Below are 16889 nucleotides of genomic sequence, written 5' to 3'. Positions count from 1 at the left end.
GGCTAGGACTTAGGCACAGATCTGCGTCACTGCAATGACACGCCGGCCATGGCGCATCATTAAGCGGTGGAACTGCCTATTTCAGCGGCGATCGCACTGGCTAGGCGGGCGTTGTTGCGCACCAGTGCGACGTTGGCCTTGAGGCTGGCGCCGTCTGTCAGGGTAAATATCCGATCCAGCAGGAACGGAGTGACCGCCTTGGCGCTGATCCCTTGAGCGGCGGCCTCGGCCAGCGCCTGTTCGATCAGCGGGCTGAGCACCTCTGCGGGGATCTGGTCCTCTTGCGGGATCGGGTTGGTGACCAGTTGCCCACCGGGCAGGCCGAGCCGCCCCCGCATCAGATGTGCCGCGGCGATCTGGGCGGCGCTGTCCATCCGCAGCGGCGCGGGGTATGGCGATTGCGCCGACCAGAAGGCCGGAAGCTGATCCTGCCCGTAGGCGATGACCGGCACGCCGAGGGTTTCGAGCACTTCGTAGGTCTTGGGCAGATCGAGGATCGCCTTGGCCCCGGCCGCGACGACCGTAACCGGCGTTTGTGCCAGCTCCTGCAGATCTGCGGAGATGTCGAAGCTGTCCTCGGCGCCGCGGTGCACGCCGCCGATCCCGCCGGTGGCAAAGACATGAATGCCCGCCATATGCGCACAGATCATCGTCGCCGCGACTGTCGTCGCGCCATCGCGACCGGCGGCGAGACAGGCGGCCAGATCTGCCCGGCTGAGCTTGGACACCGTCTTCAACCCGGCCAGATGATCGAGCTGCGCGTCGGTGATGCCGATATGGATCTGCCCGGAAAGCACCGCGATCGTGGCGGGCACGGCGCCCGCGGCCCGGACCTCGGCCTCGACCGCCCGCGCGGTTTCGACGTTCTGCGGAAAAGGCATCCCGTGGGTGATGATCGTGCTTTCGAGCGCGACGATGGGCTTGCCGGCGCTGCGGGCGGCTTCGACTTCGGGGGCGTAGATCAACGGGAGCGACATAAGAGGCCTTTGAGTTTGGTGCGAGGAGTGCGGCAGGGTTGCGGGCCTGCCCGGACGGGATATGGGCGATGACATGCGCCTCCGGCGGCCGTATTTGGGGCCAAAAGAAACGTATTGTGCAAGGATGCCTAGATCGGGGTTTCTCCCGACACATAGGCGGCCGCGGCGGCGAGAGCCTGGCTGAGCGCGTCTTCGGCGTCGGCACCGCCGAGTTCCGCGGCGATATGCGCAGCCATGAAGGTATCCCCGGCGCCGGTGATCCGGGTGACGAGCACCGAGGCAGGCGTCTGGGTGATGATCCTGTCTGCGGTGGCGACCGAGGTGGGCTTGCCTCCGTCGGTGACCAGAACCCGTGCCGCCCCCTTTGCGATCAGGGCGGCGGCCGCGGCGGGCGCCGTCTCGAATTGCGTGTGGCAGATCAGCCCGGCCTCTTCGCGATTGACGTAGAGCGTGGCCGACGGATGACCGAGGAGCGCAAGAAGCCGCTCGGCCTTGCCCGGGCTCGCCGGGGCGACCCGCAGATCTGCGGCCGCGAAGAGCGGTGACGAGGCGATGGTCTGCAGCAGCTCGACCGTCAGATTGCCGTCGAGAGCTACACAGCCCCGCCAAGGCGCCTCGGCCGTGCCGAGCATGCCGTCGGACAACGGGGCGAGGATCTTGGCCCCGGCCGCTTCGAGCGAATGCGCATCCGCAATGGCCGCGATCAGACCATTGCCTCCTTCGATCGCCATGTAGACGTCTGTCGGCAGATCCTCGGAGCGATAGATCGTGTCGGTCACCATGCCGCGCCGGATCGCGTCCGCGACGAGTTCGTCGCCTTCGGGATCGCGTCCGATGCTCGTCAGCAGCGCCGGTGTCAGCCCGAACCGCCGAAGCGTCATCGCGATGTTCATCGCGACCCCGCCCGGCAGCCGGGTGATCCGCCCGGGTACATCGGCGCCGACCTGCATGTGAATGGCGGTGCGTCCGATCACGTCCCAGAGGACCGATCCGATGCACAGGATGTCAGCTTGCGTTTTCATGGCCACCTTGTGGCCCGACCCGGCGTCTGGGGCAAGGCCCCTTTGGACGCGGCGCAGTCTGTGCTAGCCTGTTCGTGGAAACAAGGAGCGGAAACATGAAGCTAGGTGCCTTCTCGATCAGCTTGCCCGTCAAGGACATCGTCGCCTCGATGGCGTTTTACAAGACCCTGGGTTTTGCCCCGATGGGACCGGTGGAGGAGGGCGCCAAGTGGGCCATCCTCGTCAATCCGGACGGTCATATCATCGGCCTTTTCGAGGGCATGTTCGACAAGCCCATGCTCACCTTCAATCCCGGCTGGGATCAGGCCGCCCAGAATGTCGATCCGTTCGAGGATGTCCGCGCCCTGCACAGCCAGATCGCGGAGCATGGTGTGGAGACCACGCAGGTCACGCTCGAGGGCGATGCCGGTCCCGGCAGCTTTGTGGTGATCGACCCGGACGGCAACCCGATCCTGATCGATCAGCACCGCTAGCGATCACTCGGGCACATGAAACGTCAGGTTGGCCCAGAGCGTTTCCCAGACAGCGCCGGTTGCCTCGGCCAAGTCGTCTTCCGGCAGCCGCAGCACCACGGCGTCGGCCATGTAGTCGTGCCCCGCCACGACCGGTACGAGGGCGATCCCGTCCTCGTCGGTCCGGTGCAGCGTGACGGTGACTTCGCCGTCGGGCGCCCTGTCGAACAGCTCGATTTGTTCGTCGGCCCGCACCTCGCCCTGATACCAGAGCTGTAGCGGCATCCCGGCGCTGAGGTCGTCGGTAAAGGGGTTGGCTAGCGCCACGAGTTCGGTTTCCAACCAGAGCACCCGGTCGCTCCCTTCGCTGCTGCCGACGCCGATCAGCGACTTGGAGAACCGTGTGTAGGCCTCCTTGAACCCCTCTGCCGGCAGCCCGTTGACGTCGCGCACCGCAGTCACGTCGCCGAGGTCCTTGTGCTCGGCGAAGCTGATGAATTTGGCCCATTCCGTATAGGTCACGGTCGAGACCGACGACACATAGGCCGCCACGTGAAGCCCGTCGCCCATCGTGGGCATGGTCATTGCGGGGCTGTCACCGATCCGCCCGGTGACGACGGTGCTGTCATCGCCGAGGTGCAGGTCGAAGCTTTTGATCCGGTTGGGAAAAAACGCCAAATTCACCCCATCGAACTGCTGTCCGTTGACAAGCGCGGCGCTCACGTTACCGTCTATTCCAACACGCCACTCGATCGGCTCGATCCACAATTCGTGGGCGGCGAGGGGGCTGGCGACTGTAACAAGTAAGCTCAGGATGAGGCGGCGCATGATCGGTTCCTTTCAAGTTATCGCAAGGGTGTGCCTTGCGTGGGTGATGTCAAGCGCGCTGTGGTTGAGCGCCCCCAGTTCGGCCCTAGCTCACGAAGTTTTGCCCGCCATCGCCGACATGACCCAGTCGGAGGGCCAGCTGACCTTTGACCTTTCCGCCAATCTGGAGAGTTTCGTCGCCGGGATCGATCTGGCGGAGGTGGCCGATACCAACGAGGCGCCGCAGGCCGCCACATACGACGAATTGCACGCGCTGCCGCCGGCCGAGCTGGACACCGCGTTCCGCGAATTCTGGCCCCAGATGGCAGAGCGTATCACGATCAAGGTCGACGGCACCGCCCTGACGCCCACGCTGACGGCGGTAGAGGTGCCCGAGGTCGAGAACCCCGAGCTTGTCCGTACGTCGGAGATCCAGTTCACCGTCGATCTGCCCCCCGGAGCGGAGAGCGTCGTCGTCGGGTGGGACCGCGCATTCGGCACTCTGGTCATCCGGCAGATGGGTGTCGACGCCCCATATGACGGCTATCTGGAGGCGGGCGCCCAAACACCGCCGATCACGCTGGCGGGCGGCGATCAGGCCGGTCCGTGGCAGACATTCGTGAACTACATTCCGGTCGGGTTCGACCATATCGTGCCGCTCGGCCTCGATCATATCCTGTTTGTCCTCGGCCTGTTCTTCCTGTCGACCAAGATGGGGCCGCTGCTGTGGCAGATTTCGGCCTTTACGCTGGCCCATACCATAACGCTGGCGCTGGCGGCGCTTGGTTATGTCAGTGTGCCCGGCAGCATCGTGGAGCCGCTGATCGCGGCCTCCATCGTGTTTGTCGCGGTCGAGAACATCTTTGCCAGAGGGCTGAGCCCGTGGCGTCCGGTCGTCATTTTTGGCTTTGGCCTGCTGCACGGCCTGGGCTTTGCCTCGGTGCTGGGCGAATTCGGCCTGCCGCCGGGATCGTTCGTGCCGGCCCTGATCGGGTTCAACATCGGCGTCGAGCTCGGTCAGTTGGCCGTGGTGGCCGTGGCGTTCCTGATCGTGCGCGAAGCGATCCGGGTCGACATGGGCCGCAACGAAGCCGGGCTCGCGACCGGGCTCTATGGCGTCGGCACTCTGGTCGCCGGTGCTTTGGCGGTGGCCGCCTTCATGGTTCCGGGCTTCCTCGGCGGCGATCTGATGGGCGAGATTCCATTGTGGAACTTCTTCGTCCCGCTGACTCTGCTGGCCTTCCTGTGCCTGCTGTCGGTTCTCAATCGTGATCAGTTGGACGCCTATCGCCGGATCGTCGCGGTCCCGGCCTCCGTGGCGATTGCGATCGTCGGAGCCTACTGGTTTGTGGAGCGGGTGTTCCTCTAACACAAAGCGTCCGAGCCCATTACGCGGACGCGCGGGGCAGGGTGATCGAGGGGGTGGTCCTGGTGGCCACCCCCGAGCATTTGGGGGGCTGGACCGCCGGATCGGAATTGCCACTTGCCATAGCCCGACGCCCCGACTATACGGCGCGCACGATAAATCCCGCAGGCGGGGGCGGGCGGTATGGGGAGACATCCCATGACGTCCACCGGTTGGCCAACAGGCTGATCCCCCGCCGAGGTTAAAACCGGAAAAGGAAAAGACCATGGCTCTTCCCGAGTTCACCATGCGTCAGCTGCTTGAAGCTGGCGTTCACTTCGGCCACCAGACCGCACGCTGGAACCCCCGCATGGCACCGTATATCTACGGCGGCCGCAACGGGATCCACATTCTGGACCTGACACAAACCGTTCCGATGCTGGACCAGGCGCTGAACGTTATCCGTGACACCGTCGCCAAGGGCGGCCGCGTTCTGTTCGTCGGCACCAAGCGTCAGGCTCAAAAGGCCATCGCGGATGCGGCCGAGAAGTCGGCCCAGTTCTATATGAACCACCGCTGGCTCGGCGGCACGCTGACCAACTGGCAGACCGTGTCCAAATCCATCGCCCGCCTGAAGGCCATCGACGAGGCCGCCGAAAACGGCTTTGCCGGTCTGACCAAGAAAGAGCGTCTCGGCATGGAGCGCGAGCAGGGCAAACTGCAGGCGTCCCTCGGTGGTATCCGCGAGATGGGCGGCGTTCCCGACCTGATCTTCATCATCGACGTTAACAAGGAAGACCTCGCCATCGCCGAAGCCAAGAAGCTGGGCATTCCGGTCGTGGCCGTGGTTGACACCAACTGCTCGCCCAACGGCGTCGACTATGTGATCCCCGGCAACGACGACGCGGCTCGCGCCATCGCTCTCTATTGCGATCTGGCTGCCCGCGCAGCTCTCGACGGTATGAGCGCCCAGCTGGGTGCCGCTGGCGTCGACATGGGTGCCATGGAGCAGCTGGCCGAAGACGTTCTGGCCGAAGAGACTGCCGCCGCCGAATAAGGCTGCGCGTTTCGCATTATTGTTACCGCGCGGGTCTATCCCGCGCGGCTCAATTTCTCATTCCAAGGAGACCGCTATGTCGATCACAGCAAGCATGGTGAAAGAACTGCGCGAGAGCACCGGCGCAGGCATGATGGACGCCAAGAAGGCGTTGACCGAAACCGACGGCGACATGGAGGCGGCTGTCGACTGGCTGCGCACCAAGGGCCTCGCCAAGGCCGCCAAGAAATCCGGCCGCACCGCAGCCGAGGGCCTCGTGGCCGTCGCTGTCGACGGTGGCAAGGGTGTCGCTGTCGAGGTGAACTCCGAGACCGATTTCGTCGGCAAGAACGCTGAATTCCAGGGCATGGTCGGTTCGATCGCCACGGCAGCACTTGGCGTGTCCGACCTCGACAGCCTCAAGGCCGCCGAGATCAACGGCAAGCCCGTCGAAACCGTCATCACCGACGCCATCGCCAAGATCGGCGAGAACATGGCCCTGCGTCGCATGACCACGCTGGAAGGCGAGACCGTCGTGGCCTATGTCCACGCCGCCGCTGCCGAGGGCATGGGCAAGATCGGCGTTCTCGTCGCTCTGAAAGGCACCGACAACGGCATCGGCAAGCAGATTGCCATGCACGTCGCCGCCGCCAACCCGGCGTCGCTGTCCGAGGCCGACCTCGATCCGGCCGTCGTCGAGAAGGAAAAGAAGGTCCAGATCGACATCGCCCGTGAAAGCGGCAAGCCCGAAGAGGTCATCGAGAAGATGATCGTGGGTCGGATGAAGAAATACATGGCCGAAGTCACGCTGCTCAACCAGCAGTTCGTGGTGAACCCCGACCTGACCGTCGCTGCCGCCGCCAAGGAAGCCGGCGTCGAAGTGACCGGCTTTGTCCGCCTCGAAGTGGGCGAAGGCATCGAGAAGGTCGAAGAGGACTTTGCAGCCGAGGTGGCCAAGGTCGCCCAAGGCTGATCCTCGCCTATCAAAGATTCAGAAATGGCCCGCAAGAAATTGCGGGCCATTTCCTTTTTCATCAACACCTTACTCGTCAAACCTAACAAATGTGCAGGGCGGAAAAACCGCGCCTTGCGTCAACCGACCTTGCGACCTACCGGCCCCTTTGGGCCTCCGGCAAGGTGATGGCAGCGGTATCGCACCGGGAGAATGCAATACCGCGGATGCCAGATGCTTGGGGAGAAGCAAAGGGCATTGCCATCACGTGCTGCCTGCGAGGCTAACGCCTCACTGATTCAGCCCCGGATACCGGGTTAAATGCGGACCGGAGAGCCTTGAAATCGCAAGGGTTACCGATCCGCTGTTCCTAGGCCTTAGGCCACCACTCACGGAACAGCTTCATAATGCCAAATGACGCCGCGTCAGGAAAGTGGGGGAAACCCTACCTTGGGGGAATTTTCTGTCGTTTTCCCCGGCGTCAAAGGACATTATCGGTCCCGAATTAGAGATCGACGACGAACATTTGGTTGTAAAACGCCGCCTTTAGAATGGCTTGCGCGGTTGTATCGACGTCGAGCGCCTCGCGCGCCAATCGCAGATGTTTTTCGACCGTCGCCGGCGTCAGCCCAAGCAGGAACGCGGTATCTTGCGTGGTTTTGCCGTCTCCGACGTATTCGAGCACTTCGCGTTGCCGTTTGGTCAGCGTGCGCGAGCCGGTATAGGGCAGGGTGATCAGTTTCAGATGCGCCACGTTGTTCAGAACGACGATCTCGTCGCCGTGTCTTGACCAGATCTCCTCGACTTCGCGCTGGCTCATGCCTTTGCGTGCCGTCAATGCGATCGCGCCCTTGGACCGTGCGGAGACCGACCGGAAACTGATCGTGTAGCCGGCCGTCACGCCATGTTGCAGATTGAATTCAACGACTTTCCGCTCGGCCGGCGTGAACGCATCCTTGCGGGCCATTTCCTCCATCCACTGCCACGAACATGCGCCGTTGTTCTCGAGCGCCCATTTCAGCATCGGTGCGTGGAAGTAGAGGCCATCGTCGATAAAGGGCCTGATGTAGTCCTGCGACTGGTTCGTCAGCAGCACGAAATCCTGGGGATCGCCGAGCGAGCTCGAGGTGCGGTAGCGGGTGAAGCCGTAGATTATACGGTCGAACCCATAGCTCGCCATCCGGGCGCTGTGCATTGCCCAGAGCTCTTGCACATCGGCCGAGTTGGTCAGGATATCGAGATATGTCAGCAGGTCATCGTTCATGATGGCTCCGGACTGTGGACGCGGCACCATAGCCTTTGCGACCCTGTTTTTTCTTGCTCACGGTTCTAGCAGGTCTGACCAACCGGTCAAATTGGTTTTGCCGCGGCCTCCCAGCCCAGCGTCAGCGCATCCATATATTACATAATACTGATTATGCGTATTGCGTACATGCAGGCGGCACGACGGCCAACCATGCACAAGCACCCATCCCGACCGTTCTTTTGCCGAACCGTTACAGCAGCTTGATCGCCCGTTCGGAGGTATCGCGGATATGATGCTCGATGAGGCTCGACGCGAGGTCCGCATCCCGCGCGAGCGTTGCGGCCATAATGTCACGGTGTTCTTCGAACTTTCGCCCGCCGAGCCCCTGAGGCGCTCTCTTGGTTACGAAGCGATAGCGATCGAGTTGGTCGAACATCATGGAGCGCAGTCGGAACAGCCAGCGCCCCTTGCAGGCCGCCACGATGGCTTCGTGGAAGTCTCGGTGCCGCTGCACCCATTCGGAATGCCGCTCCATCCGCTCTTCCCACGGCAGACTTTCGATCAGGCTGAGCCGATGATGTTCGGCCACGATGTTGGCCTCCCAGTCGTCGTCGCCGTTCTCGATCGCATCGCGCACCGCCCGCTTTTCGAGGCTGATGAAATGCTCGGTGATCTCGATCAGCTCTTCGGCGGACACCGGCGCGACCTTGAAGCCTTTACCGGCCTCGAGCGTGACGAAGCCTTCGGAGACCAGTTGCGAGAGCGCCTCGCGCAGCGTGCCGATCCCCACGTCGAACCGCTTGGTCATGTCGGCGAACTTGAGCCGCGTCTCGGGTTCATAGACGCTGCTGACGATATCGGTGCGCAACCGCACCAGCACATCCTGCCCCGAGGACGGGTCCTTGACGGCTGCCTGGGGTTGTCCGCGTCCTTCTGGGTTCTTCTTCAACCGGGCACTCCGTTTCAATGCGACAGCAGAACACGCGGCTCTGCGCGGTAGCTTGGCGCTGCCGCCGCTTCGCTCATAGGTCACTCTGCGCGAGAAGATTTCAATGTGTTTCTTTTTGCGCCGCTTTGTTCCAAGATACCCAAAGTTTCGAAAATTGAAAGAGTTGCGAATGAAGCTGGTATCTTTCTCGACCCAAGCCGGCCCGTCATGGGGAGTGACATGCGACGGCGGCTTTGCGGATATGGGCCTTCGTTCGGCAGGCGCCTATCCCGATCTGCGGTCTTTCCTTGCCGCCGGTGCCCCCGCCGATCTGCTTTCTGGGCCGCTGAAAGCGGATGTGTCCGAGGCCGACTCACGACTGCTTCCGGTGATTCCGAATCCCGAAAAGATCGTGATGGCCGCGCTCAATTACCACGAACCGGGTGGTGATCCGGCCAAGGTGCCCGACTATCCGGTCCTCTTTTTGCGGCTGCCGTCGTCGCAGATCGCCCACGGCGATCCGCTGATCAAACCTCGCCAATCAGACCGCCTCGATTTCGAGGGAGAGCTGGCCGTAATCATCGGGAAAGCCGGTCGTCACATTCCGAAGGATCAGGCGATGGCCCATGTGGCCGGCTATTCGATCTATAACGACGGCAGCGTCCGCGATTGGCAAAAACACTCGCATCAGTTCACCCCCGGCAAGAATTTCACCGGCACCGGGGCGTTTGGCCCCTGGATGGTCGAGGCGGCCGCCCTGCCCGTTTCCGAGCGCGGTTTTTCGCTGGTCACACGGGTGAATGGCGTCGAAAAGCAGCGCACTGATACGTCGAAGATGATCTTCGATATCCCGTATCTGATCTCCTACATCTCGACCTTCGCCCCGTTGTTCCCCGGCGATGTCATCGTGACCGGCACCTGCACCGGTTTCGGCACGACCCGCACGCCGCCGGAGTTCCTGAGCCCCGGCGATGTGGTCGAGGTAGAGATCGAAGGCATCGGGACCTTGTCCAACACTGTCGAGGCAGAGCGTTAGCCACGCCGCACGATGCGGCGATTTCCCAGCATCACAGGCCGGATGTTTCCACGATGTGAAAATTTTCGAAAATATTTGTTATTGCCGAAAGTGCGTGTTAGCAAGTTGGTCAAAGGCAGCGAAGGGGGATGATGAGATGAGCTACTTGGTCAATGCGCTTGGTCATGTGCAGTTGAACGTGATCGATGTAGATGCTTTGGTCGAGGAATCGATCGCGATTCTCGGGCTGCATGTGACCAGGGAGCTGGATGGCTCCGTCTGGTTGTCCTCGAACGGTCGTCAGGCGGAACTGGTCCTGCACAAATCCTCGGAGAATTCGATCCGCTCGCTGGGGTTCGACGCGGTTTCCGAAGCCGCCGTTGCCGAGGCCGCCGAGCGCGTGGAGGCCGCCGGCTGCCGTTTGGTCAGCACCGAACCGACGCTGGAGTGCTGCGTGAAGGGCATGAGCTTTGTCACGCCGCAGGGCCACACCTTCGAGGTGCATTCTCCGATCGCCGACGAGACATATGGCCGCCGTCATGCCTCGGTCGGTATCAGCCCGCTGCGGCTGGATCATGCCAACATCACCTCGCCCGAACCCGCCGAAACCCGCCGCCATATGGAGCAGATCATGGGCCTGCGCCTGTCGGAGCGGATGGTCGACGACGGGCTGAGCTGGATGCGCGGTGCGAACCGTCTGCACCACATTCTGGGCATTGTGCGCGGGCCGACCGGGTTGCACCACTATTCGTGGGAAGTCTCTGAATTCTCTGACTATTGCCGGTTGGGCGATCTGCTCGACACGCGCGACAAGATGATTGTGTGGGGCCCCGGCCGCCACCGTCCCGGCGACAACACCTATGCCTATTACGTCGATGCCTGCGGCGCGATGGTCGAATGTGCGGGCGGCATGGCCTTTATCCACGACGACGATCGCTATGAGCCCAACATTATCACCGCGCTGAAGCGCCCCGAGAACGTTCGTGTGATGAATGTCTGGGGCGAACCGGCACCGGCGCCATGGCTGGCCCACAAGTTTCCTTGGGCCAAGCCTGCGGACGCGTGAACACTAGATACGAAGGACGGACCCTTGATCAAACTCGGTATTCTCGAAGGCTCCCTTAGAAAAGCGTCACTGTCGCGGGCAGTGGCCCGGGCGGCGGCGACCCTCGCGCCGGAGGGCTTTTCCTGCGTGGCGCTGCCCAGCACGGGCACCCTGCCCCTCTATAATCAGGATACGTTCGACGAGGGCCTGCCCGACAGCGCCTCGGCGATGTTGGCCGCCGTGGCCGATATCGACGCTCTGCTGATCGTCACGCCGGAATACAACTGGTCGATGCCCGGATCGCTGAAGAACGCCATCGACTGGATTTCGCGCGATACATCCAACCCGCTGGCGGGCAAGCCCGTCACGATCTGGAGCGTGTCGCCCGGCCTTTTGGGTGGCGCACGCGTGCACGAGGGCCTGCGCCATGTGCTGCACAGCCTTGATATGCAGATCATGGCCAAACCCGAGGTGCAGGTGGCCGGTGCCAAGGGCAAGGTGGATGTCGAGGCCGGCACGATCACCAATCCCGACACCGAAGCCTTTCTGCGCGGGCATCTGTCCGGATTTCACACGTTCTGCACCAAATGGGGCGCGGGCAACGCCTAGCGTTTGCCGCTGCAATCAGAGGACCACGAATGGAACACGATCTCACTTTCATGTCCGATGGCCTGAAGCTGTCAGGCGTTCTGCATGTGCCGGAGGGCCGCAAGCCCGGAGAGCGCCTGCCGACGTTCATCGTCTTGCACGGCTTTGTCGGCACCAAGGACAAATCCCATGTCGAATTGGTCGCCCGGATGATCGAAGAGATGGGCTATTGCGTGTTTCGCATCGATTTCCGTGGCTGTGGCCAAAGCGAAGGCGCACGTGGCGAGGTTCGTTGCTTTGACCAAGTGGCTGATACGCGCAACGCCCTGAGCTTTATCGCCCAGCGTGAGGAGGTCGACCCGGATCGGATCGGCCTGACCGGCCACAGCTTTGGCGCGGCTGTCGCGATCTTTACCGGCGGTGTCGATCAGCGTGTGGCCTGCGTCCTGTCCTTGTGTGGTTGGGGCGACGGGGAGCGCAAGTTCCGTGGTCAGCACCCTACCCCGGAGGCCTGGGACAAGTTCATGGGCATTCTGGAGGCTGGTCGCAAGCACAAGGCCGAGACCGGCGAGAGCATGTGGGTGTCGCGTTTCGACGTGGTTCCGATCCCGGAAGAGCTGCGCAAGAATCTGTCGCCGCATGCCCAGTTCGAGGTCCCTGTCGAGACGGCGATCAGCATGTACAACTTCCGCGCCGAGGACGTGGTGGCCGATATCGCCCCGCGCCCGCTGCTGCTGTTCCACACCGCCGGCGACGTCATCACCCCCATGGAGCAATCCATCAGCCTGTTCCAGAAGGCCGGAGCCAATGCCGAGTTGATGATCCCGACCGGTGTCTCGCATTTCCCGCTTTCGGACGAGGACGCGCCGCATACCCGCGCCTTGATCGATGCCTGGCTGAAGAAGTTCTTTCCCACGCCACTGACGGGCCGCGCATGAGCGTTTATCGCCCAGACGATCTGAAGGCCTACGCCGCAGCCCTCTTGCAGGCGGGTGGCTATTCCGCCGCCCATGCGGAACGCTCGGCCGATATACTTGTCTGGGCCAATGCCCGCGGTGCGAATTCACACGGTGTGCTTCGCATCCCGCGCTATATCGAGATGATCGAAGAGGGCAAGATCGACCCGGTGGCCACGCCGTCGGTGATCTCTTCGGAGGGGGCCGTTGCCGTGGTCGAGGCCGCCCGCGCCCCCGGCCCTTCCGCGATGGTCTGTGCCATGGATCAGGCCGTCGAGACTGCCGGCCGCTTTGGCATTGGCTGGTGTTCGGCCCGCAATATCACCCATGCGGGTGCCGTCGGATACTTTGCCCTCCGCGCCGCCGAGAAAGGCTATCTCGGCATTGTCATGACTGCATCGGGCCCCTTGATGGCCTATCACGGAGCGCGGGTGTCGGGCGTGTCGACCAACCCGATCGCCATTGCGGCGCCTTCAACGGGACTGCCGCTGTTGCTCGACATGTCGACCTCGACGGTGGCTTTGGGCAAGATCATGCACGCAAGGGACACCGGATCGCCCATTCCAGAGGGCTGGGCCATCGACACGCACGGCGCGCCTGCGACCGATCCGGCGCAGGTCGAGACGCTCACCCCTCTGGGCGGGCCGAAAGGCTCTGGCCTGTCGTTGATGATCGAGGTCTTGTCGAGCGTTCTGGTCTCGAACCCCGTCATCTCGACCGTGCTGTCCGGTGGCAAGGGCGCGATGAACGGTGCGGCGCTGGCGATCAGGGTCGCGGCCTTTGCCGAGCCAGACGTATTTGCCGCGCAGATCGCCGAACTGGCCCGCCAGCTCAAGGCCTTGCCGACCACGCCGGAGACCGCCGAAATCCTGATGCCCGGCGAGCGCGGGTTCCGCCTGTCGGCCGAGCGGATGACGTCTGGCATTCCGGTGGCCGATGGCACCGTCGCCCGACTGGCCGCTTTGGCCGAGCGGTTTGGCGTGGTGCCGCCCGAGCCGATGTCACCCAAGCACGCGCCTGCCTCTGCGTAGGACCGCGCCAACTTCAATGCTCTCTGGGAGGAGGCAACGATGCAAGAGACGGACCAAGATCAGCCATCCATAGCCCGCCGTGCCCTGAGCGGCGGTGTGTTGCTGGCGGTGGGTCTGGTGATGCTGTCGATTGCCTGGAGCTATCCTGTGGGCAAGCTGACCCAGATGGGTCCGGGCTTCATCCCGCGCGTGGTGGCGATCCTGATCTGTGCCTTGGCGCTGGCGATCATCCTGATCGACATCAGGGCACCTTCGGCCGAGCGTGAGGGCCGGATGCATTGGCGCGGCCTGATCTTTGTATCGGCCGCCGTCGTCATATTCGGCGTGCTGGTCGACGTGGTGGGCCTGATCCCGTCGATGTTTCTGGCCGTGGCGGTTTCGATGTTTGCCGATGACCACGCCAAGCCTCTGACCGTGCTGATCTATGCCAGCCTTGCGACCTTGGGGGGGTGGCTGTTGTTTCTTGTGGCCCTCGAATTGCCGATCCCGGCGTTCTGGAGGTAGTCGTGATAGATCAATTCCTCATTGGCCTCGGCGTCGTCCTACAACCGAATATCCTGATGTATGCGTTCATCGGCGTGTTTATCGGCCAATTGATCGGTGTCTTGCCGGGCATCGGTGCGATCACCGCGATCTCGCTCTTGTTGCCTGTGACCTTCTATCTCGATGCGACGACGTCGATGATCATGCTGGCGGGGATCTATTACGGCTCCCAATACGGTGGCTCGATCGCCTCGATCCTGCTGAACCTGCCGGGCACGCCGTCATCGGTGGTGACCTGTCTGGAGGGCTATCCGCTGGCCCAGAACCACCGGGCCGGGCTGGCGCTGTTCGTCGCAGCGTTTTCGTCGTTTGTCGGCGGCATGGTCGGCGTGGCCATTCTGGTGCTTGCCGCGATCCCGATGACGATCATCGCGCTGCGCTTTGGGGCGCCGGAATATGCGATGCTGGTGATCCTTGGTCTGCTGGCGGCCTCCCTGATCGGGACGGGGTCGCAGATCCGGTCCTTTGCCATGGTGGTGCTGGGTATCGCGCTGGGCCTTGTCGGTGCGGATGCCACCACCGGCTATTTCCGGTTTGTGGCGATGCCGGAGCTGGCCGATGGCATCAGCCTCGTGTCGCTGGCCATGGGCCTGTTCGGCGTGAGCGAGATCATTCGCAATGCCTCATATCGCAGCCCTCCCGGACCGGCATTGTCGATCAAGATGCGCGATGTGATCCCGACGCGGGCGGAAGCCCGGTCGCTTGGCTTTCCGATCCTGCGCGGCTCTGCCATCGGCAGCTTTTTCGGCGCCCTGCCCGGCACCGGTGCGGCCATCGCGTCCTTTATGGCCTATGCGATGGAGCGCCGGGTTTCGCGGACCCCGAACAAATTCGGCACCGGCCACCTGCCCGGCCTCGCCGCCCCGGAGTCCGCCAACAATGCCGCCGCTCAGACCGGGTTCATCCCGACGTTGACCCTTGGTATTCCGGGCGATGCGGTGATGGCGCTGATCATCGGGGCGCTGATCCTGAACGGCATCATTCCTGGCCCGCGTCTGATGGTCGACCAGCCGGACCTGTTCTGGGGCGTGATCGCCAGCTTTTTCGTCGGCAACATCATCCTGCTGATGATCAACATCCCGCTGATCCGGTTCTGGGTGCTGTTGCTGCGGATTCCCTATCAAAAGCTCTATCCGGTGATCATCGTAATGATCTGCGTGGGCGTGTATTCGCACCGCACCAGCGTGACCGACGTGATGCTGACGCTCGCTTTCGGTGTCCTCGGCTATCTGATGAAGAACTACCGCTTTGAGCCGGCCCCTGTTCTGCTGGGCTTTGTCCTTGGGCCGTTGTTGGAGGACAATTTCCGCCGCACGATGTTGCTCTATAGCGGAGATTTCACGATTTTCCTGACCCGCCCGATCAGTGCGGTGCTGGTCGCCTGCTCGACCCTGCTCATCCTGTTTGCGATCTGGTCGAGTATTGCCGTTCGAAGAAAGCCTGACCGCTCACCCACGTGAGCGGCGGGCAGGCCTAAATGAGACCCGAGGCTGACACACTGAATGCGGGTTTCGACAACTGGGAGGAAGACAATGATCAAGAAACTACTTATGGCGCTGCCACTGACCGTGGCTCTTGCCGTTCCATCCGTGGCGCAAGAAGGCTTTCCTGACCGTGCGCTGCGTATCGTCCACGGCTTTGGTGCAGGCGGAAACGCCGATACCGTCTCGCGGATCATGGCCGAGCAGATGTCGCAAGGACTGGGCGAGCCGGTCGTTGTCGAATCCCGCCCCGGCGCGGGTGGCACTGTCGCGTCGGGCTATGTGACGCAGCAGGATCCCGATGGCTACACCATGCAGCTGATGGTCGGAGGACACGCCGTCGCCGCGGCGCTCTATAACGAGCTGCCCTACGATTCCGTCGGCGGATACACCTTCATCTCGACCTTGGGCCAGTTCCCGTTCTTTGTCGCCGCACGTGCCGGTGAATACGAGTCGATCGATGCCATGATCGACGCCGCATTGGCAAACCCCGGCTCTCTTAAGATCGGCCATTCCGGTGTCGGCTCGACCCAGCACCTGACGGGCGAATTGCTGGCCCTGCGGACCGGTGCCGAGTTCATCCACGTGCCCTATCAGGGTGGCGCTGCGGCCAGCACCGCGCTTATGGGCGGCGAGGTCGATATCGTGATCGACACGGGCACCGTTCTGACCGGTCAGGCCGAAGCTGGTGTCTATGACATCCTCGCGGCCACCTCGGCTGAACGCTGGCCGGATATGCCGGACGTGCCGACCCTGTCAGAGACCGTCGCTCCTGGGTTTGACGTGGTCTCCTGGACGGCCATCGGGATGCCCGCAGGTGTGGACGATGAAATCGCGGCCCGTATCCGCAGCGAAGTTCATGCCGCTCTTGACAACCCCGAGGTGCGCGACCGTATCGCCGCACTCGGGGCCAATCCGGGTGGTTCCACCGGCGAAGAGCTGCAAGCTCTGATCGAAGGCCAGATCGCCGTCTGGACGGACGTGATCGAGACCGCCGGCATCGAAAAGCGCTAAAAAGCACTGGCCCGACAGCACGAAGCTGTCGGGCCGTCCTCATCGTTCAACCCGGAGGGAACCTGAGTATGAGCACGACCAAGCCAGAGGACCTCTATGCGACCATGTTGCGCCAATCGCTCTACGTAATCACCACGACCCCTGCCCGCGGCCCGGGAATGCAGGACGTCTTGCCAGCCCATCTGGAGTATCAGATCAAGATGGAGCGCGACGGAATTCTGTTCGGCGCAGGGCCCCTGTTTGAAGAAGGCTCTGACGTCCCCTATGGCGGGATGATCATCGTCCGCGCCAAGGACGAGGCCGAAGCCCGCGCCCATGCCGATGCCGATCCGTTTCACGCCGCCGGCCTGCGCCAATACACCCTGAATCGCTGGATGCTCAACGAGGGTGCAATGACCTTTACGGTTCGCTATTCTGACCAGACCGCTGTCATTGGCGGCTGAGCCGACAC

The 16889-nt window shown here is 62.8% G+C and carries 18 protein-coding genes; 13 read left to right on the top strand and 5 right to left on the bottom strand.

Translation table 11 applies throughout. From position 1 onward, the window contains the following. Window positions 1–59: 59 nt before the first annotated feature. Window positions 60–977: a pseudouridine-5'-phosphate glycosidase gene (locus tag LOM8899_RS07780; protein ID WP_211096173.1), complete on the bottom strand. Its 918-nt coding sequence runs from the start codon at window positions 975–977 to the stop codon at window positions 60–62. Between the two features lie 128 nt (window positions 978–1105). Beyond that, window positions 1106–1999, bottom strand: coding sequence for a PfkB family carbohydrate kinase (locus tag LOM8899_RS07775; protein ID WP_093991644.1), 894 nt, complete (start codon window positions 1997–1999; stop codon window positions 1106–1108). 95 nt (window positions 2000–2094) lie between these two features. Here LOM8899_RS07775 and LOM8899_RS07770 point away from each other — a divergent pair, with 95 nt between their 5' ends. Next, the gene (locus tag LOM8899_RS07770) at window positions 2095–2472 is read left to right on the top strand and encodes a VOC family protein (RefSeq protein WP_093991643.1); all 378 of its coding nucleotides are present in this window, start codon (window positions 2095–2097) and stop codon (window positions 2470–2472) included. A gap of 3 nt (window positions 2473–2475) precedes the next feature. Here LOM8899_RS07770 and LOM8899_RS07765 read toward each other — a convergent pair whose 3' ends face one another. After that, complete coding sequence (locus LOM8899_RS07765; RefSeq protein WP_093991642.1) at window positions 2476–3279, bottom strand: DUF4198 domain-containing protein; 804 nt, start codon at window positions 3277–3279, stop codon at window positions 2476–2478. Here LOM8899_RS07765 and LOM8899_RS07760 point away from each other — a divergent pair. The 3 genes from LOM8899_RS07760 to tsf all read left to right on the top strand — a co-directional run bounded on the left by LOM8899_RS07760 (window position 3278) and on the right by tsf (window position 6612). Beyond that, window positions 3278–4627, top strand: coding sequence for a HupE/UreJ family protein (locus tag LOM8899_RS07760; protein WP_093991641.1), 1350 nt, complete (start codon window positions 3278–3280; stop codon window positions 4625–4627). The genes LOM8899_RS07765 and LOM8899_RS07760 overlap by 2 nt on opposite strands. A gap of 262 nt (window positions 4628–4889) precedes the next feature. After that, the gene (rpsB, locus tag LOM8899_RS07755; RefSeq protein ID WP_093991640.1) at window positions 4890–5660 is read left to right on the top strand and encodes a 30S ribosomal protein S2; all 771 of its coding nucleotides are present in this window, start codon (window positions 4890–4892) and stop codon (window positions 5658–5660) included. A 76-nt stretch (window positions 5661–5736) separates the two neighbouring features. Then, the gene (gene tsf, locus LOM8899_RS07750; protein WP_093991639.1) at window positions 5737–6612 is read left to right on the top strand and encodes a translation elongation factor Ts; all 876 of its coding nucleotides are present in this window, start codon (window positions 5737–5739) and stop codon (window positions 6610–6612) included. A 484-nt stretch (window positions 6613–7096) separates the two neighbouring features. Here tsf and LOM8899_RS07745 read toward each other — a convergent pair whose 3' ends face one another. After that, window positions 7097–7855 carry a helix-turn-helix transcriptional regulator gene (locus tag LOM8899_RS07745; protein ID WP_093991638.1) on the bottom strand — a complete coding sequence of 253 codons (759 nt, stop codon included), beginning with the start codon at window positions 7853–7855 and terminating at the stop codon, window positions 7097–7099. Between the two features lie 232 nt (window positions 7856–8087). Next, a complete protein-coding gene (locus LOM8899_RS07740) occupies window positions 8088–8786 on the bottom strand; it encodes an FCD domain-containing protein (RefSeq protein WP_133064991.1) in 699 nt (232 codons plus the stop codon). A 169-nt stretch (window positions 8787–8955) separates the two neighbouring features. Between LOM8899_RS07740 and LOM8899_RS07735 the strand changes: the two genes are divergently transcribed. The 9 genes from LOM8899_RS07735 to LOM8899_RS07695 all read left to right on the top strand — a co-directional run bounded on the left by LOM8899_RS07735 (window position 8956) and on the right by LOM8899_RS07695 (window position 16881). Then, window positions 8956–9801: a fumarylacetoacetate hydrolase family protein gene (locus LOM8899_RS07735; protein WP_093991636.1), complete on the top strand. Its 846-nt coding sequence runs from the start codon at window positions 8956–8958 to the stop codon at window positions 9799–9801. Window positions 9802–9937: 136 nt separating this feature from the next. Beyond that, window positions 9938–10846: a VOC family protein gene (locus LOM8899_RS07730; protein WP_093991635.1), complete on the top strand. Its 909-nt coding sequence runs from the start codon at window positions 9938–9940 to the stop codon at window positions 10844–10846. 24 nt (window positions 10847–10870) lie between these two features. Further along, window positions 10871–11434, top strand: a complete 564-nt coding sequence (locus LOM8899_RS07725) for an NADPH-dependent FMN reductase (RefSeq protein ID WP_093991634.1) — start codon at window positions 10871–10873, stop codon at window positions 11432–11434. A gap of 29 nt (window positions 11435–11463) precedes the next feature. Then, window positions 11464–12351 carry an alpha/beta hydrolase gene (locus LOM8899_RS07720; RefSeq protein ID WP_093991633.1) on the top strand — a complete coding sequence of 296 codons (888 nt, stop codon included), beginning with the start codon at window positions 11464–11466 and terminating at the stop codon, window positions 12349–12351. Next, complete coding sequence (locus LOM8899_RS07715; RefSeq protein WP_093991632.1) at window positions 12348–13400, top strand: Ldh family oxidoreductase; 1053 nt, start codon at window positions 12348–12350, stop codon at window positions 13398–13400. Before LOM8899_RS07720 ends, LOM8899_RS07715 begins: the two co-directional genes overlap by 4 nt. 39 nt (window positions 13401–13439) lie before the next feature. Next, window positions 13440–13904, top strand: coding sequence for a tripartite tricarboxylate transporter TctB family protein (locus LOM8899_RS07710; RefSeq protein WP_093991631.1), 465 nt, complete (start codon window positions 13440–13442; stop codon window positions 13902–13904). Window positions 13905–13906: 2 nt separating this feature from the next. After that, window positions 13907–15403, top strand: coding sequence for a tripartite tricarboxylate transporter permease (locus tag LOM8899_RS07705; protein ID WP_245820474.1), 1497 nt, complete (start codon window positions 13907–13909; stop codon window positions 15401–15403). Between the two features lie 72 nt (window positions 15404–15475). Further along, window positions 15476–16438, top strand: a complete 963-nt coding sequence (locus LOM8899_RS07700) for a Bug family tripartite tricarboxylate transporter substrate binding protein (protein ID WP_168770495.1) — start codon at window positions 15476–15478, stop codon at window positions 16436–16438. A gap of 68 nt (window positions 16439–16506) precedes the next feature. Beyond that, on the top strand, window positions 16507–16881 hold the full coding sequence (locus tag LOM8899_RS07695; protein WP_093991629.1) for a YciI family protein: 375 nt from the start codon (window positions 16507–16509) through the stop codon (window positions 16879–16881). Window positions 16882–16889: the final 8 nt, after the last annotated feature.

This window comes from Flavimaricola marinus (genome assembly GCF_900184895.1).
Taxonomy (GTDB): Bacteria; Pseudomonadota; Alphaproteobacteria; order Rhodobacterales; family Rhodobacteraceae; genus Flavimaricola; species Flavimaricola marinus.
This window is presented reverse-complemented; position numbering and strand designations above follow the sequence as displayed.

Coding starts and splice junctions, on each gene's coding strand:
- LOM8899_RS07780 (WP_211096173.1), bottom strand. CDS start 977: ATGTCGCTCCCGTTGATCTACGCCCCCGAAGTCGAAGCCGCCCGCAGC.
- LOM8899_RS07775 (WP_093991644.1), bottom strand. CDS start 1,999: ATGAAAACGCAAGCTGACATCCTGTGCATCGGATCGGTCCTCTGGGAC.
- LOM8899_RS07770 (WP_093991643.1), top strand. CDS start 2,095: ATGAAGCTAGGTGCCTTCTCGATCAGCTTGCCCGTCAAGGACATCGTC.
- LOM8899_RS07760 (WP_093991641.1), top strand. CDS start 3,278: ATGATCGGTTCCTTTCAAGTTATCGCAAGGGTGTGCCTTGCGTGGGTG.
- LOM8899_RS07765 (WP_093991642.1), bottom strand. CDS start 3,279: ATGCGCCGCCTCATCCTGAGCTTACTTGTTACAGTCGCCAGCCCCCTC.
- rpsB (WP_093991640.1), top strand. CDS start 4,890: ATGGCTCTTCCCGAGTTCACCATGCGTCAGCTGCTTGAAGCTGGCGTT.
- tsf (WP_093991639.1), top strand. CDS start 5,737: ATGTCGATCACAGCAAGCATGGTGAAAGAACTGCGCGAGAGCACCGGC.
- LOM8899_RS07745 (WP_093991638.1), bottom strand. CDS start 7,855: ATGAACGATGACCTGCTGACATATCTCGATATCCTGACCAACTCGGCC.
- LOM8899_RS07735 (WP_093991636.1), top strand. CDS start 8,956: ATGAAGCTGGTATCTTTCTCGACCCAAGCCGGCCCGTCATGGGGAGTG.
- LOM8899_RS07730 (WP_093991635.1), top strand. CDS start 9,938: ATGAGCTACTTGGTCAATGCGCTTGGTCATGTGCAGTTGAACGTGATC.
- LOM8899_RS07720 (WP_093991633.1), top strand. CDS start 11,464: ATGGAACACGATCTCACTTTCATGTCCGATGGCCTGAAGCTGTCAGGC.
- LOM8899_RS07715 (WP_093991632.1), top strand. CDS start 12,348: ATGAGCGTTTATCGCCCAGACGATCTGAAGGCCTACGCCGCAGCCCTC.
- LOM8899_RS07710 (WP_093991631.1), top strand. CDS start 13,440: ATGCAAGAGACGGACCAAGATCAGCCATCCATAGCCCGCCGTGCCCTG.
- LOM8899_RS07700 (WP_168770495.1), top strand. CDS start 15,476: ATGATCAAGAAACTACTTATGGCGCTGCCACTGACCGTGGCTCTTGCC.
- LOM8899_RS07695 (WP_093991629.1), top strand. CDS start 16,507: ATGAGCACGACCAAGCCAGAGGACCTCTATGCGACCATGTTGCGCCAA.